This window comes from Janthinobacterium sp. GW822-FHT07A03, from assembly GCF_058798815.1.
On record NZ_JBXAKW010000017.1, the window covers coordinates 29,125 to 44,476 of the forward strand.

A 15,352-nucleotide genomic window follows, 5' to 3' on the forward strand; every position below is an offset into this window, starting at 1 on the left:
CCGTGATGGCGCATGATCTGGTGGTGAAATAGAAGTAGTCATACAGGGAAATGCGCAAGGCCAGCGCAGGATGGACAGGTTCCCGCAACGCGAACCGGGCGACCCGATCAGCGTCTACTTAAAAGCCGTGATGGCGCATGATCTGGTGGTGAAATAGAAGTAGTCATACAGGGAAATGCGCAAGGCCAGCGCAGGATGGACAGGGTTCTCCCAGCGCGAACCCGGCGACCCGATCAGCGTCTACTTAAAAGCCGTGATGGCGCATGATCTGGTGGTGAAATGAGGGTGGTGAAATAAGGGGGCTGAAGCAGAAAATGCGCAAAAAGTGCGCTGGGACAAATACTGGTGGGAATTACAACTCAGCAGCCTTGTAAAGCGCTGCCGATCTGCTAGAGTTTAATTGCATCAACTACGTGCTGGAGCGCTGCTCCGGCACATTGAGCAACCCAGCGGACGGCCGTCCAACGGCGGCTGAAAGACCATGTTAATCACCTTCCTCGTTTTTCTCTTCATCGCCATCTTCGCCGCCATCATCGGCTTTGTCGCCTTTGAACTGGTCGAAGAAATGCGCGGCAGCCACCACAAGCTGATGGACCGCTACCACGAGTAGCGCTCACCTCGGCACTATCGCATGGCGCCAGCGACGGCCTACAGGCCCGTCTCTCGCGCCATCCTTGCATTTACACTCCCGTCTTGAACTTCGTATAGATGCGCGTCATCAACCGGCGGATATCGGCCGTGGTCGCTTCTGGCGCCGCCATGCGCTGCTTGTCGGCGTCCGGCAGGAAGATGGCCTTGTTCTCGCCGATGTCCTTGCGCACATATTTGATGCTGGCCGGATTCGGATTCGCGTAGAACACCTTGTTGCTCAGGCTGGCATGCACTTGCGGGCGCAGGATATAGTTGATGAACAGGTGCGCATTGTTCGGGTGCGGCGCATCGGCGGGAATGGCCATGGTGTCGAACATCAGGGCGGCCGTCTTCGGCACCAGCACCTGGATCACGTTGCCATTCTTCGCGTCGATGGCGCGCTGGCGCGCGATATTGATGTCGCCCGACCAGCCCAGCGCCACGCAGACGGAACCGTTGGCCATGTCATTGATATAGCCTGACGAGCTGAACAGGGTCACGTAGGGACGGATCGCCTGCAGCACCTTGCCCGCTTCCTGGTAGTCGGCGGCCGTTTTCGAGTACGCGGGCTTGCCCAGGTATTGCAGGGCTGCCGGCAGCACTTCCGACGGCGAGTCGAGGAAGGACACGCCGCACGATTTCAGCTTGGCCGCGTATTTCGGGTCGAAGATCAGATCCCAGGCGTTGTCAGGCATGGGCAGGCTGCCCAGCGCGGCCTTGACCTTGTTGACGTTGATGCCCACCGTCGTGTAGCCCCACAGCCAGTCGACCAGGTAGTCGTTGTTCGGGTCGATCTTCGACAGCTTCGCCTGCAGGTTCGGGTCCAGGTTGCCCAGGTTGGTCAGCTTGCTCTTGTCGAGCTTGCGCAGCAGGCCCGCATCGATCTGCAGGCGCGCCCACTGGGCCGTCGGCACGACGATGTCGTAGCCGGACTTGCCCGCCACCAGTTTCGCATTGAGGATTTCGTTATTGTCGAAAACGTCGTAGCGCACCTTGATGCCCGTTTCCTTCTCAAAATTCTTGATCGTATCGTCGCCGATATAGTCCGACCAGTTATAGATGTTCAGGACCTTCTCTTCCTGCGCCTGAGCCTGGGCAGACAATGCCAGCATGGCCGCCGCCAAGGCCAGTCCCAGTCCAATGCGCCGTCCTGCCTGCCATGTGTTTGCCATCGTACCGCCTCCGAAAATTAGTCAGAAAATAGTGACGATGATAGCAAGAAGGGCGCGATCAGGTCTAGCCCGATCGCGCCCTTGCTTATTACTGCTAAATCAACCCCACCGCAAACACCGAGGTCGGTTCCTCCGGAATCGGCATGCGCCGCATGCCCCCTGAGGGTCCGACCCCAGCCTTTCGCCGCTGGGGTCAACATTACACCTTGTCCAGCCCCACCTGCGCCCCCGTAAACACCAGGTTGCCGTTCTGGGCGTCGATGCGGATCTCGTCTTTCGGGCCGAAGCGGCCTTCGAGGATCAGCTTCGACAGCGGATTTTCGATCTGCTGCTGGATCGCCCGCTTCAGCGGACGGGCGCCATACACCGGGTCGTAGCCCGCTTCGGCGATTTGCTGCAGTGCGGCGTCCGTCAGGCTCAGCTGCATGTCCATGCGTTCCAGGCGTTCTTCGAGGATTTTCAGCTGGATCTTCGCGATCGCGCCGATATTCTTCTCGTCGAGGCCGTGGAACACGACGATTTCATCGATGCGGTTGACGAACTCGGGACGGAAGTGCGAGCGTACCTCGGCCATCACGGCCAGCTTCACCACACCGGGATCATCGCTTTCCATGGCCTGGATCTTGTGCGAACCCAGGTTCGAGGTCATGATGATGACGGTATTCTTGAAGTCCACCGTGCGGCCCTGGCCGTCCGTCATGCGTCCATCGTCGAGCACCTGCAGCAGCACGTTGAAGACGTCGGCATGCGCCTTTTCCACTTCATCGAGCAGGATCACGCTGTACGGCTTGCGGCGCACGGCTTCCGTCAGGTAGCCGCCCTCGTCGTAGCCCACATAGCCGGGCGGCGCGCCGATCAGACGGGCCACGGAATGCTTCTCCATGAACTCGCTCATGTCGATGCGGATCATCGATTCTTCCGTATCGAACAGGAAGGTCGCCAGCGCCTTGCTCAGCTCGGTCTTACCGACACCCGTCGGTCCCAGGAACATGAAGGAACCATACGGACGGTTCGGGTCCGACAAGCCGGCGCGCGAGCGGCGGATGGCGTCGGCCACGGCCGTGATCGCTTCATCCTGGCCCACGACGCGCTCATGCAGCTTCTCTTCGATGTGCAGCAGCTTGTCGCGCTCGCCCTGCATCATGCGCGACACGGGAATACCCGTCGCGCGCGACACCACTTCGGCGATTTCCTCGGCGCCCACTTCCGTGCGCAGCAGTTTCGGCTGGTCAGGGTCGAGTTTCGGGATGCCGCTGTCAGCCTGCTTGAGCTGGGCTTCCAATTGCGGCAGCTTGCCGTATTGCAATTCCGACACTTTCTGCCAGTTGCTCTCGCGCGTGGCCTGCTCCATCTGCAGCTTGACTTGCTCGATCTCTTCCTTGATGTGCGTGCTGCCCTGCACCACGGCCTTTTCCGCCTTCAGGATTTCCTCGAAGTCATTGTATTCGCGCTGCAGCTTGAGGATTTCTTCCTCGATCAGGCCCAGGCGACGCAAGGATGCTTCGTCCTTTTCCTTCTTGACGGCTTCGCGCTCGATCTTGAGCTGGATCAAACGGCGTTCCAGCTTGTCCATCACTTCCGGCTTCGAATCGATCTCGATCTTGATCTTCGCCGCCGCCTCGTCGATCAGGTCGATCGCCTTGTCGGGCAGGAAGCGGTCCGTGATGTAGCGGTGCGACAACTCGGCGGCGGCAATGATGGCCGCGTCCGTGATTTCCACCTTGTGGTGCAGCGCGTATTTGTCCTGCAAGCCGCGCAGGATGGCGATCGTCGCCTCCACGGTCGGTTCGTCGACGAGCACTTTCTGGAAGCGGCGTTCGAGCGCGGCATCCTTCTCGATGTACTTGCGGTACTCGTCAAGCGTGGTGGCGCCCACGCAGTGCAGCTCGCCGCGCGCCAGCGCCGGTTTCAGCATATTGCCGGCATCCATCGCGCCGTCGGCCTTGCCCGCGCCCACCATGGTGTGCATCTCGTCGATGAAGACGATGGTTTGCCCTTCATCCATGGCCAGTTCCTTCAGCACGGACTTCAGGCGCTCTTCGAACTCGCCGCGGAACTTGGCACCGGCAACCAGGGCGGCCATGTCCAGCGCCAGCACGCGCTTGCCTTTCAGCGACTCGGGCACTTCGCCGTTGACGATGCGCTGCGCCAGGCCTTCGACGATGGCCGTCTTGCCCACGCCCGGCTCGCCGATCAGCACGGGATTGTTCTTGCTGCGGCGCTGCAGGATCTGGATGGTGCGGCGGATTTCATCGTCGCGGCCAATCACAGGGTCGAGCTTGCCCTTGCGCGCCCGCTCCGTCAGGTCCAAGGTGTATTTTTTCAAGGCTTCGCGCTGGCCTTCGGCTTCCTGCGAATCGACCTTGTTGCCGCCGCGTACGGCGTCGATGGCTGCTTCCAGCGCCTTGCGGGTCAGGCCGTTTTCGCGCGCCAGCTTACCGCAGTCGGACTTATCGTCCGTCATGGCCAGCAAGACCATTTCGCTGGACACGAACTGGTCGCCCGCCTTTTGCGATTCCTTGTCGGCCAGGTTCAGCAGGGCCACGAATTCGCGGCTGACCTGCACGTCGCCGCCCGTGCCGGAGACCTTCGGCAAGCGTTCGATCGAGGCGCCCAGGGCCTTGGACAGGCCGCCCACGTTGACGCCGGCCCGCTGCAAGAGCGAGCGGGCGCCGCCGTCGTCCTGGTTCAACAGGGCCGTCAGCAGGTGGACTGGTTCGATATAGGGATTGTCGTTGCCCACGGCCAAGCTTTGCGCATCGGCCAGGGCTTCCTGTAATTTGGTAGTGAGTTTGTCTTGTCGCATGAAAAGCGCTCCCGGTTAATTAGTTGTTAACCAAATTGGGGTGAGGCAGTACTTTTCAAGCATACACAAAGCAGAAAACCGCTGCACTTGAGCAAATGCTAGCGTGCGCGGCAGATACAACTCAAATGGGGCCGGCTTTTACGGCCCACTTGTCCAGGGCCGTCTCGTCGCTGTCGCGCGCATCGACCCAGCGCGCGCCTTCCGGCGTGTCTTCCTTCTTCCAGAACGGCGCTTCCGTCTTCAGGTAGTCGATGATGAATTCGCAGGCGGCAAACGCCTCGCCCCGGTGGGCGGAAGAGACCGCCACCAGCACGATCTGCTCCTGCGGCAGCAAGGGCCCCACGCGGTGGATCACCAGTGCGCCGGACAGGGGCCAGCGCTCCCGCGCCTGCTCGATGATGGCTTCGATGGACTTTTCCGTCATGCCCGGATAGTGCTCGAGCTCCATGGCGGCCACGTCCAGTCCCTCGTTCATGTCGCGCACCGTGCCGACGAAGCCGACGACGGCGCCCACCTTGGGGTTGCCTGCACGCAATTGTGCGATTTCTTGACTCAAGTCAAAATCGGCTTGCTGGACGCGGACGCTGGTATTCATTTGGCATTGCCTCCAATGCGGCGCAGCAGGGTTTCGATGCGGCTGGCCGTGCGCGCATCGGTGTCGGCGGCAATCGCGCACAGCTGCATCAGCTGCGACACTTGCGTGAGCGGCTTCTGGCCCGATTTGAGCGACGATTGCAGCACTTCCACCTGCATCTTCAGGCGGTCGCGGGCAAATTCGGCGCCGCTGTCGACGCCGGCGACGATTTCCAGGCGCAACACTTCAGCGAGCAAGCGTTCCTGGTTAGCCTGCAATTGACGCACGTAGGCGGCAGCGCCCTCGCCCAGCGCGGCCTGGGCGGCGGCAAAGCGCTGCTGCAGGCTGCGTTCGTACTGGGCGTCCAGCGGCGGCAAGGCGCTCCAGCGCTCGGACCACGCTTGCGCGTCGGCGCCGTCGCCGCCATCGGCCAGTGCGGCTTCCAGCGATTGCACCAGGCGCAGCTTGTCACGCAAGGCGTTGGCCTGGGCCGCGCCGGCGCGTTCGGCGATAGCGTCCGCCTGCGCTTGCACGCCAGCAACAGCCGCCTGGTAGCGCTGCTCGATCTTCGCTTCGCTGGCGCGCGGCACGGGGCCGGTGGCATTCCAGGCGGCGCGCGTGTCGCGCAGCAAATGATTGATGAAGGCCGTGCGGGCCTTGTCGTCGCCCTCGGGCACGACGGCCGTTTCCAGCGCGGCGCACAGCGCTTCGCGCGCATGCAGGTGTTCGCGGCGCTCGTGGTCGGCCGCGTGGGCCGTTTCCTTGCGCTTGGCGAAGATATCGTCGCAGGCGGCGCGAAAACGCTGCCACAGCGCCTGTTCCGCACGGCGTTCCAGCGGCAGGGCTTTCGCCAGCTCCTGCCATTTGTCCTGCAAGGCTTTCAGCATGTCGACCGTGTTGCGCTCCGATGGCTTGAGCAGGCCCACTTCGACGATCAATTGCTCGCGGCGCGCCGTCTCGATCTGGCGCTGCGTGTCCAGCGGCTTCGACAGGGCGTCCAGCGCGGCGCCGAACTCCGTATCCAGGCGTTTCTTTTCCTTGCGGTCGATGGTGCCCAGGCGCGTCCACGCCTGGCGCAAACGCTGCGAGGCGGAAGCAACATGTTTCCAGTCGGTACTCTCTTCGGCCGCCAGGGCCGCCGTTTCGGCGATCAATTCCTGGGCCTTGGCCGCATTGCCGTGGCGCTCTTCCGCCAGTTGCTTGAAATGCTGGGCCGCCGGCGCATACGCCACGCTGCAGGCGGCGTCGAAACGCTCCCACAGGGATTTCGGTGCGGGGCCGGACAGGGTGTCGAGCGACTTCCAGCGCTCGCGCAGGCTGCCCACCTTCTTGGCCAGCTCGGCCATCGGCAATTGTTGCGCCGGCAATTCCTCGCCCGCCTTGACCAGTTCTTCGCGCGACACGTTGCCGCCCCAGCGCGCCCAGTCGGCCAATTGCTTGAATTGCGCACGCACATGGGCCAGGCGGTCCGCTTGCGCGGGCGTCAAACGGCCATGTTTGCTATCGCGCAATGTCTTGTCGTGCTCGGAGGCCAGGTGCAGCAAGCCTTCCTGCAGCGCCGCTTCCATGGCGTCGAGCGTCTTGAAGAACTGTTCCGTCGCTTCCTTCGACACGGGGGCGTGCTCCTGGCGCGGCTTGCGCGGCGCCGGTTCCGCATGCGCTGGCGCATCCACGGCTGCGGCGGTGACGGCCGGCGCTGGCGCACTGGCCAGCAGGGCCGCAAATTGCTGCTGCAGGCTGTCGGACAGACTCGATTCAGGCAGGCGCGGCAAGGCTTGCCAGCTACGTTTCAGCACATCGGCGTCCAGGGCGGCGGCATCCTGCGCCTGCCATTCGGCCAGCGCGGCCTGGCGCGCGTCGAACACGGCCTGGTGCTGCTGCAGCGCCTGCAAGGCGGACTGCGCCTGCTCGCGCGCTTGCGTAAAGTCAAGTTCCAGATGTTTCGGCAAGGAAGCACGCTCCGGCGATTGCGCATGCTGCGCATGTTCCGCGTCCAGGCGGGCCAGCGCCTGCGCCAGCTCCCCGGCGGACTGGCCATTGCTGGCCAGCGCGCGCATGGCACCCACGGCGTCGATCACGGCGCGCTGCAGCACCACTTGCGCTTCCAGGCGGGCGGCCAGCGCGGCGCGCGCGGCGGCAAAGGCGGTCTCCAGCTCGGCCGTGGCCTTGATGACCTGCCATTGGCGGTCCAGCTCGGCTACCTGGTTCGGGCTCAGCTTGTCATCGCTCAACAGGCGCTGGGCCGTCTCGATGCTGGCCTGGGCGCGCTGCGTCTCGGCCGCCTGATGGCGGATCAGGTCAATGCGCCCCTGCATCAGCTTGGCAACGCGGCGGTCCGTATTGCGCATGGCGTGGTGGACTTTTTCCAGCAGGGGCAAGCTATGGACGTGTTCGGCCGCGATCAGGCGGGCATCGGCAAATTCGCTGGACAGGATGAATTCACAGGCGGCGGCTTCGTCGCCCGCCACGGCATGGGCACGCGCAACCTGTTCGGCGCGGCGCGATGCGCTCTGCGCCGAGGCGGCGGCCTGTTCTGCCACGACAGGATCGGGGACGGCAGTCTTGCTGGCAGAACGCTTGAAGAGAAATTCGAACATGACGGGTTTCGCGTGGATCAAAACCACCATCATAACAAAGCCCGGGGTATTGCATCGGACAGGACTGAACAAGTTATCAAATGAATAAAGCGAATCTTTTTCCTCTATTTTTTCCTATGACAGCTCGCCAGCCAGCATACCCAAAGTGCCTACAGCAAACTCCGCTTGTCGGGGTGTGTGCTCGCTACCCGTTCAAGCCTGCGCACGCAGCGGCTGTGCCGCCACCGGCAACGCGGACGCGCCACCATCGGCTGCCGCTTCAGCGCCGCCGGTTGCCGGCAGCGGCGCTGGCAAAGGCGCTGGCAAGACAAAGGGCAGCACCTGCGCCTTGCCACGGCGCGCTTCCTGCGCGCGCGCATCGTGGGCGAGGAACTGGTAGGCGATGGCAAACCACGCTTCGCCCACGATGACCTTGCGCGCCAGCGCGAACAGTTCGCGCTCTTCTTTTTCCAGACGCTGCAGCAAGGCCGCGCAAAAGGCGTCGATGGCCGCGCACAGCTGCTCGGCCTGCAATTCGGAATGGTCGATGGCGGCGCCCGCGCGCTGCTGCACCACATTGATGCTTTCCAGCGCCACGTGGTTCAAGCCATTGAGCTCATCGAGCAAGCCGTCCGCATGCGGCGCGGCCTGGCGGATGGCGGGCACCAGATACATTTCCACCTTGCGCCAGTAGCCGCCCTGGTACAACCGGTTCAGCCAGTCGCCCGCGTACTGCAGCTGCGCCAGGCTGAGCCTGCTTTGCTGGCGCAGCTGCACATGCATGTACTTCTGAAAGGCCAGCAGGCTCATGCGGATGCTGGCCTGTTCCACCGACAGGGAAACCAATATATATGTTGCCGTAAGCATGCACTCACTCCCGAAAACGCGCTGGATGTCTGATCCTGGAAGTGAAAGTGTAAAGACTACCGACAGGGATGGGTTTGATCCTGCACAAACCCTCGGCGGGCCAGCCGCGCTTTCTTTTACGGCGCGCGCAAGCCGATATGCAGGTTGACGACGCCCGGCTCTTCCGACGGCGTGACCTCGCCGCCAAAGCTTTTCACCAGCCGCTGCATGCCCTTGTTGCGCGCCATCGCCTCGCCCACCAGCGCTTCCGTGCCGCGGCTGCGGAAATAGTCGACCAGCTTTTCGAACAGGATGTGGCCCAGGCCCTTGCCCTTCAGGGCCGAGCGCACGGCGATGGCGAAATCGGCGTGGATATTGTCCGGGTCGGCCACGGCGCGCACCACGCCCAGGGTTTCCGGCTTGCCGTCCTGCCCCGTGTGGGTGGCGATGAAGGCCATGGCGCGGTCGTAATCGATCTGCGTCAGGCGCGCCAGCTGCGACACGGGCAATTCGCGCATGGACGTGAAGAAGCGCAGGCGCACGTCGTCCGGGTCCAGCGCGTGGAACAGCTCCATGTGCTGCGGCGCGTCCTCGGGGCGGATGGGGCGCAGCAGGATGGATTGCCCCATCCACGTCACCTGCTCTTCCAGTTCCTGCGGATACGGGCGGATGGCCAAGCGGTCGCGCTGCTGGCCCGGCTGCAGGCGGATGCGCGCGTCGAGGGCGATCACGCCGTCCGCGTCGGCCACCAGCGGGTTGATGTCGAGTTCGGCCAGCTCGCCGATGTCGGCCACCAGTTCGGCCACCTGGATCAGCGTGTAGCAGATGGCGTCGATGTCGGCCGGCGGCTGGTTGCGGTAGCCGGCCAGCAGTTTCGACACGCGCGTGCGCGCCAGCATGTCGCGCGCCAGCACCATGTTCAGCGGCGGCAGGCCGATCGCATGGTCGGCCGTCACTTCCACGGCGATGCCGCCCTGCCCCACCAGGATCACGGGGCCGAAGGCGGCGTCCGTCGTGACGCCGACGATCAATTCATGCGATTGCGGCCGGCGCGCCATCTGCTGCACCGTAAAACCGTCGATCAGCGCGTCGGGCCGCATGCGGCGCACGCGCTTGAGCATGGCGGCGGCGGCCGTGCGCAGGATGTCGGGCGTGTCGAGGTCGAGCGCCACGCCGCCCACGTCGGATTTGTGGGCGATGTCGGGCGAATGGATCTTCAGCGCGACGGGATAACCGATGTCCGCCGCCACGGCCAGCGCCTCTTCCACGTCGGCCGCCATGCGCGTGGTGGCCACGGGAATGCCGTAGGCGGCCAGAATCTCCTTCGAGCGGCATTCGCCGAGCACCGTCTGGCCGGCCGCCAGCGCGGCGGCGACGATCTCGCGCACCCTGGCGCGGCGCGGCGTGGCCGACATGGGCAGCTGCGCCGGCACCTGCATCAGGGTTTCCTGGTTGCGCCGGTACTGCACGATCTGCATGAAGCCATGCACGGCTTTTTCCGGCGTGTCGTAGGTGGGAATGCCGGCGCGATTGAAGACCTGGCGCGCGGGCGCCACGGTGGTGCCGCCCAGGAGGCACGACAGCACCGTGCGCGAGGTGGCCTTGATCAGCGGCGTGACGGCTTCGGCGATGTCGATCGACGAGACCATGGCCGTGGGCGCGTGCAGCAGCAGCAAGGCGTCCGCCTGCGGCTCGTCGAGCAGGGGCTTGATGGCGTCGGCATAGCGCTGCACGGCCGCGTCGCCGGGCAAGCCGACGGGGTTATCGTGCGACCAGCCCCGTGGCAGCGCCTTTTCCAGCGCGATCACGGTATCGGGCGACAGCTCGGCCAGCTTGCCGCCGCTGCCCACCAGCGCATCGGTGGCCATCACGCCCAGGCCGCCGCCATTGCACAGGATCGCCAGGCGCTCGCCGCGCTGCGAGCGGATATGCGTGAGCGTTTCCACGGCGTCGAACAGTTCCTCGGCCGAATACACGCGCAGCATGCCGGCGCGGCGGATGGCCGCGTCGTAGACGGCATCGGAACCGGCCAGCGCGCCCGTATGCCAGGCCGCCATGGCCGCGCCTTCCGCCTCGCGCCCCGCCTTCAGCACGATCACGGGCTTGCTGCGCGCGGCGGCCCGCGCCGCCGACATGAATTTGCGCGCCGCCTGGATGTCTTCCATGTACAGCAGGATGGCGGCCGTGTCGACGTCGCCGGCCAGGTAATCGAGCAGGTCGCCGAAATCGATGTCGTAGCTGGCGCCCAGCGAAATGAACTTGGAAAAGCCCACGCCGTGCGCGTTGGCCCAGTCGAGCACGCCCGACACCAGCGCGCCCGACTGCGACACGAAGGCAATCTTGCCGGCCGTCGCCCCGACGTGGGCGAAGCTGGCGTTCAAGCCCAGTTTGGGCACCAGCAGGCCCATGCTGTTGGGGCCGAGGATGCGCAGCAAATGCGGCTTGGCCGCCTTCAGCATGGCCAGGCGCAGCGACTGCTCGCGCACGGGATCGAGGCCCGACGTCATGACGATGGCGGCGCGCGTACCCAGCGCGCCCAGTTCGCGGATCAGGGCCGTGATGGTGGCGGGCGGCGTGCAGATGATGGCCAGGTCCGGCGCCTTGGGCAGCTGCGCCAGCTTGCGGTAGCATTTCAGGCCCATCAGCTCGTCGTACTTGGGGTTGACGGGCCAAATATCGCCCTGGTAGCCGCCGCCCAGCAGGTTGTACAGGGCGATGGCGCCCAGCTTGCGTTCGCGCGCCGTGGCGCCGATCAGGGCCACCGAGGCCGGCTTGAACAGCTTGTCGAGATTACGGATACTCATGTTCTGGCCTCATGGTTTGCCGGAGTGGCTAAAGGTACTCCCCCAGTGTATCGGATGCCTTGCCAAAAAAATTTGACCTTGTCGCGCGTTTCGCAAAAAACCATGCGCCTACCAGCGCGAGCGGTGGCTTTCCGTCACGCCCGCCAGCTGCGCCACGATGCGCTTGGGCGAGTCCGCGCTGGTGCGCACCCAGCCGCTGAACGTGCCGATAGGCTGGATGTAGCGGCTGGCGGCGATCCACAGGTTTTTGTCCTCACGCCGCGCGCCTTCCGGCTTGAAGTGCAGGTCCAGCAGATCGTCGTCCGTCCATACGTGCCACGGCGCCAGCGGGTTGTCGGGATTGAAGTCGAAATGCGCACGGCCCAGCGGATACAGCTGGCCATCGAGCCACAGCGCGTTTTCGTGCGCGCCGAAATAGCCAGCCTGCAGGTTGAAACCGAGGTCCAGGCTGTGCGCCGAAGCCCAGCGCCATTCCGTCTCGCGCGCCAGCAAGCCGTTCGAATAATCGAAGCTGGCCACGCCATCGTCCAGGCTGTAGCCGACGGCGCCGCAGCGCACGCTGCCCCACAATGGCAGGCCGCCCGACTTTTGCGTCGCATGCACGCTGCCGCCCTCGCCCACGGGTCCCACGGCCAGCAGGGTGGGCGCCACGGGCGGGCCGAATTCCGCATCGATGCCGAAGTGGCCGCACTCGAGCCGCAGGCGGTAGCGCTGCTGCGGCTGGGCTTCGATGCTGATCTTTTGCGACAAAAAACGGAAACGGCTGCTGGCCCCCGCATGCGGCGCCAGCGTGGCGCACAGGCCGGGAATGCCATCCTGCGAAAAACTGGCCACGATCTTGCCCTTGTGGCGGTCGAAGGCATAGGCGAAGGCCGTGCTGGTCCAGCCCAGGTCGACGATGGCCACGCCGCAGAACACGGCCGGTGTCGACAGGGCCACGTAGTGCCAGCGTTTGTGGTGGAACAGCCGCCAGAGGGCGCCGCGCGCGTACGGCGGCGCCAGCGCGGCCCAGTCGTAAGCGTCCAGCTGGCCCGTGTAGCGGCCGAAACATGGCACGCCATCGGCGTCGAGCAGCGCGGGCGGGGCCGGCGGCAGCATCATGCGGCCCGCCTTTCCCCGCGGCCGCCATCCTGCAGCGCCTGGGCCAGCTGCGCGCCGAAGGCTGCCGGCTGCACTTGCGCTATATCAATCGCAGGGCAGGCATGCCAGAGCGCCAGCCGCCGCACGGCGCCGGCCACGTCCTGCACCAGGCGGGGGCTGAGGCGCACGCCCTCTTCCAGCGCCAGCGACTTGATCTCGAAGCGTCCCTGCGCGCGGTGCGCCTTGGCGTCCAGGCGCCCTACGAGCGCGCCGCGGCGCAAGATCGGTAACGTGAAATAGCCATAGCGGCGCTTTTCGGCAGGCGTATAGCATTCGAGCCGGTAGTCGAAATCGAACAATTCCAGCGCGCGGCGCCGGTCCCAGACCACGGGGTCGAAGGGCGAGAGGATCGTCGTCAGCGTTGGCGCCAGCTTGCCGGCAGCCGCCGCGCGCAGCAACTCCCCATGTTCGGCATGCACGTACACGGCGTCGCTCCAGCCGTCCACCGCGCAGCGCAGCAGCGCGCCCTCGTCCAGCAGCGCCTGCAGATCGTGCGCCAGGCTGGCGCGCACCTGTTTGGTGCGGAAGTAGTCGCTGATCCAGCTGGCCCGCGCCAGGCCCAGCGCCTTCACGCTGGCCAGCAGCAGGCGGCGGCGCACCTGGTCCTCGGGCGGCAGCAAGCCGTCGTGCCAGCCCGGCAGGACCCGTTCGGCCAGGTCGTAATAGCGCTGGAACTGATGGCGCCTGGCGATCATCAGCACGCCCGAGGTAAACAGCACTTCGAGCGAGCGCTTTTCCGGCTTCCAGCTCCACCAGCCGCCCGCCTGGCCATCCGTGCGTTCGAAGTCTGCCGAGCGCGCGGCGCCGTTGGCGCGGATATGCTCGAGCACCGAAGCGACAGCATCGCCCTGCTCGGCCATCCATTTGACGGAATACTTCCAGCCCATGGCGGCCGGGTCGAGCATGCGGTGGCGGTACAAGCCATAGTCTTCGATGGGCACGAAGCAGGCTTCATGCGCCCAGTATTCGAACAGCGCGCCCTCGGCCAGCAACTGCTCCAGCCACGGCTGCGGATAGTCGCCCAGCCGGCTCCACAGCACTAGGTAGGGGCTGCGCGCCACCACGTGGATGGTATCGATCTGCAGCACGCCCATCCGGCGGATGGCGGCCAGCACGTCGGTCTTCACGGCTTTTTTACGCCGCGCCTGCAGCAGGCCCTGCGCGGCCAGGTGCAGCGCACGGGCGGCGGCCAGCGAGAGCGGGGGGATGTCAGGAGGCAGGATCTGATGTGGTCTGTGCATAACAGAAAGATACCGCATTCTGCACGCGCCTTGTGCGTTTTATCGCTATCGGATCGCGCAGCCGCTGGCCAGACTACGCGGCGGGAAACACCAGCCTCACCGCCAGCCCCCTGCCCTGCAAGCCGGCGCTCAGGACGATGGCCGCGCCATGCCGCTCGGCGATGCGGCGCACGATGGACAGTCCCAGGCCGCTGCCGGGCAGCTGGGAGCCGCCCAGGCGCACGAAGCGCTCGAACACGCGTTCGTGCCATTCTTCGGCGATGCCCGGTCCCGTATCGGCCACGCGCAGGTAGCTGCGCCCGTCTTCCACGCCGCAGCTGATCTCGACGGCGCCCGGTGCCGGCGTGTAGCGCAGCGCATTCTCGACCAGGTTACGCAGCAGCATCTGCAGGCTGTCCGCATGCAGCGTGCACGGCGCCGGCGCAACGTTTACGGCCAGCGCCAGCCGGTACGGCGCGGCCAGCGCCTGCCACTGAGCTGCCTGCTGCGCCAGCAGGTGCGCCAGGTCGCCCGGCGCCAGCGCCACCTGGGCTTGCGCCTGCGGATCGAGCTGCGCCAGCGCCAGCAGCTGGTTGACGAGGCGCGTGGCGCGCTCCACGCTGGCGCCCAGGGCGCCGATGAATTCCTCGCGCTCGTCCGCGCTGCGGGCCCGCTGCAGCACTTGCAGATTCGTCTTGATGGCGGCCAGCGGCGTGCGCAATTCGTGCGCCGCATCGGCCGTGAAGCGCTGCTCGTTGTCGCGGCTGTGCCGCACCCTGCCGAACAGGCGGTTAATTTCCAGCAGCAGCGGATGCAGTTCGGCCGGTGCGCCCGCCAGCCTGACGTCGGCCAGTTCATCGGGCGTGCGCGCCGACACTTCATCGGCCGACGCCTGCAGCACGCGAAACACGCGGTGGATGCTCCACCAGATGGCGATGGTGGCCAAAGCTACCAGCAGCAGGCCGAACAGCGCGATGCGGTAAAAGAAGCCGCGGCTGATGTCGTCGCGGTGGCTGGTCGGCTCGGCCACCAGCAGTTGCAGGCTGCGCTGCGGGTTCCACAGCGAGAACAGACGCCAGCGCTGGCCGGCTATCGTGGTCCACGAGAGGCCATCGGGCGCGCTGCGCGACAGGGCGATGTCGGACGCTGCATCGTTGCGGTACAAGACGCGCTGCTGCGCGTCGCGCACCTTGAACAGCAAATAATGGTGGGGATTCGGCTGGCCGCGCAACGGCAGGTCGATGGGCCCCGTCAAGCCGTGTTCGCGCGCATCCTTCTCCACCAGCGACAGCAGCAGGTGGCCCGTCTCGGTCAGCGACTGGTCGAACAATTCCTGGCTTTCGCGGCGCGCTTCCACGTACACGATGGCGGCGCTGCCCACCCACAGGGCCAGGGTCAGGCCCAGCAGCACGGCCAGCAAGGTGCGCCGCAGCGACCAGGTTTGCACGCCGCCGCCGGCAGTTAAGAATCTCTTAAGAACTTCTGCGCATGATCCGGAGCGAAATATTTTTTGGGAAGCCATGCCCGTAATTGTAAATGATTCTTATTGCTTTCATGATTCCCATTACCCAATCAATACAGACC

Annotated in this window: 10 protein-coding genes; 1 reads left to right on the forward strand and 9 read right to left on the reverse strand. The window is 65.1% G+C overall.

The window, feature by feature from the left end; translation table 11 throughout:
* Positions 1–481 precede the first annotated feature (481 nt).
* The gene (locus tag AC1RJW_RS28750; RefSeq protein ID WP_256267160.1) at positions 482–610 is read left to right on the forward strand and encodes a hypothetical protein; all 129 of its coding nucleotides are present in this window, start codon (positions 482–484) and stop codon (positions 608–610) included.
* A gap of 70 nt (positions 611–680) precedes the next feature.
* Here AC1RJW_RS28750 and AC1RJW_RS28755 read toward each other — a convergent pair whose 3' ends face one another.
* The 9 genes from AC1RJW_RS28755 to AC1RJW_RS28795 form a co-directional block, all read right to left on the reverse strand.
* Positions 681–1,802: a polyamine ABC transporter substrate-binding protein gene (locus tag AC1RJW_RS28755; protein ID WP_493047949.1), complete on the reverse strand. Its 1,122-nt coding sequence runs from the start codon at positions 1,800–1,802 to the stop codon at positions 681–683.
* Positions 1,803–2,001: 199 nt separating this feature from the next.
* Positions 2,002–4,608, reverse strand: coding sequence for an ATP-dependent chaperone ClpB (gene clpB, locus AC1RJW_RS28760; protein WP_230506213.1), 2,607 nt, complete (start codon positions 4,606–4,608; stop codon positions 2,002–2,004).
* A gap of 121 nt (positions 4,609–4,729) precedes the next feature.
* The gene (moaE, locus tag AC1RJW_RS28765; protein ID WP_493047951.1) at positions 4,730–5,203 is read right to left on the reverse strand and encodes a molybdopterin synthase catalytic subunit MoaE; all 474 of its coding nucleotides are present in this window, start codon (positions 5,201–5,203) and stop codon (positions 4,730–4,732) included.
* Positions 5,200–7,779 (reverse strand): DUF349 domain-containing protein, encoded by a 2,580-nt coding sequence (locus tag AC1RJW_RS28770; protein ID WP_493047952.1) that lies wholly within the window; start codon positions 7,777–7,779, stop codon positions 5,200–5,202. Before AC1RJW_RS28770 ends, moaE begins: the two co-directional genes overlap by 4 nt.
* Before the next feature lie 192 nt (positions 7,780–7,971).
* Entirely contained in the window at positions 7,972–8,625 is a 654-nt protein-coding gene (locus tag AC1RJW_RS28775; protein ID WP_493047953.1) for a hypothetical protein, read from the reverse strand.
* A gap of 116 nt (positions 8,626–8,741) precedes the next feature.
* On the reverse strand, positions 8,742–11,408 hold the full coding sequence (locus AC1RJW_RS28780; RefSeq protein WP_493047954.1) for a bifunctional acetate--CoA ligase family protein/GNAT family N-acetyltransferase: 2,667 nt from the start codon (positions 11,406–11,408) through the stop codon (positions 8,742–8,744).
* A 108-nt stretch (positions 11,409–11,516) separates the two neighbouring features.
* Entirely contained in the window at positions 11,517–12,509 is a 993-nt protein-coding gene (locus AC1RJW_RS28785; protein ID WP_493047955.1) for a DUF2804 domain-containing protein, read from the reverse strand.
* The gene (locus AC1RJW_RS28790) at positions 12,506–13,789 is read right to left on the reverse strand and encodes a winged helix-turn-helix domain-containing protein (protein WP_493047956.1); all 1,284 of its coding nucleotides are present in this window, start codon (positions 13,787–13,789) and stop codon (positions 12,506–12,508) included. Before AC1RJW_RS28790 ends, AC1RJW_RS28785 begins: the two co-directional genes overlap by 4 nt.
* Before the next feature lie 73 nt (positions 13,790–13,862).
* A complete protein-coding gene (locus AC1RJW_RS28795; RefSeq protein WP_493047957.1) occupies positions 13,863–15,215 on the reverse strand; it encodes a sensor histidine kinase in 1,353 nt (450 codons plus the stop codon).
* Between the last annotated feature and the right edge of the window lie 137 nt (positions 15,216–15,352).

Bases quoted from the DNA above. Each gene is read 5' to 3' on its own strand.
- AC1RJW_RS28755 (WP_493047949.1), bottom strand. From the start codon at position 1,802: ATGGCAAACACATGGCAGGCAGGACGGCGCATTGGACTGGGACTGGCC.
- clpB (WP_230506213.1), bottom strand. From the start codon at position 4,608: ATGCGACAAGACAAACTCACTACCAAATTACAGGAAGCCCTGGCCGAT.
- moaE (WP_493047951.1), bottom strand. From the start codon at position 5,203: ATGAATACCAGCGTCCGCGTCCAGCAAGCCGATTTTGACTTGAGTCAA.
- AC1RJW_RS28770 (WP_493047952.1), bottom strand. From the start codon at position 7,779: ATGTTCGAATTTCTCTTCAAGCGTTCTGCCAGCAAGACTGCCGTCCCC.
- AC1RJW_RS28780 (WP_493047954.1), bottom strand. From the start codon at position 11,408: ATGAGTATCCGTAATCTCGACAAGCTGTTCAAGCCGGCCTCGGTGGCC.
- AC1RJW_RS28785 (WP_493047955.1), bottom strand. From the start codon at position 12,509: ATGATGCTGCCGCCGGCCCCGCCCGCGCTGCTCGACGCCGATGGCGTG.
- AC1RJW_RS28790 (WP_493047956.1), bottom strand. From the start codon at position 13,789: ATGCACAGACCACATCAGATCCTGCCTCCTGACATCCCCCCGCTCTCG.
- AC1RJW_RS28750 (WP_256267160.1), top strand. From the start codon at position 482: ATGTTAATCACCTTCCTCGTTTTTCTCTTCATCGCCATCTTCGCCGCC.
- AC1RJW_RS28775 (WP_493047953.1), bottom strand. From the start codon at position 8,625: ATGCTTACGGCAACATATATATTGGTTTCCCTGTCGGTGGAACAGGCC.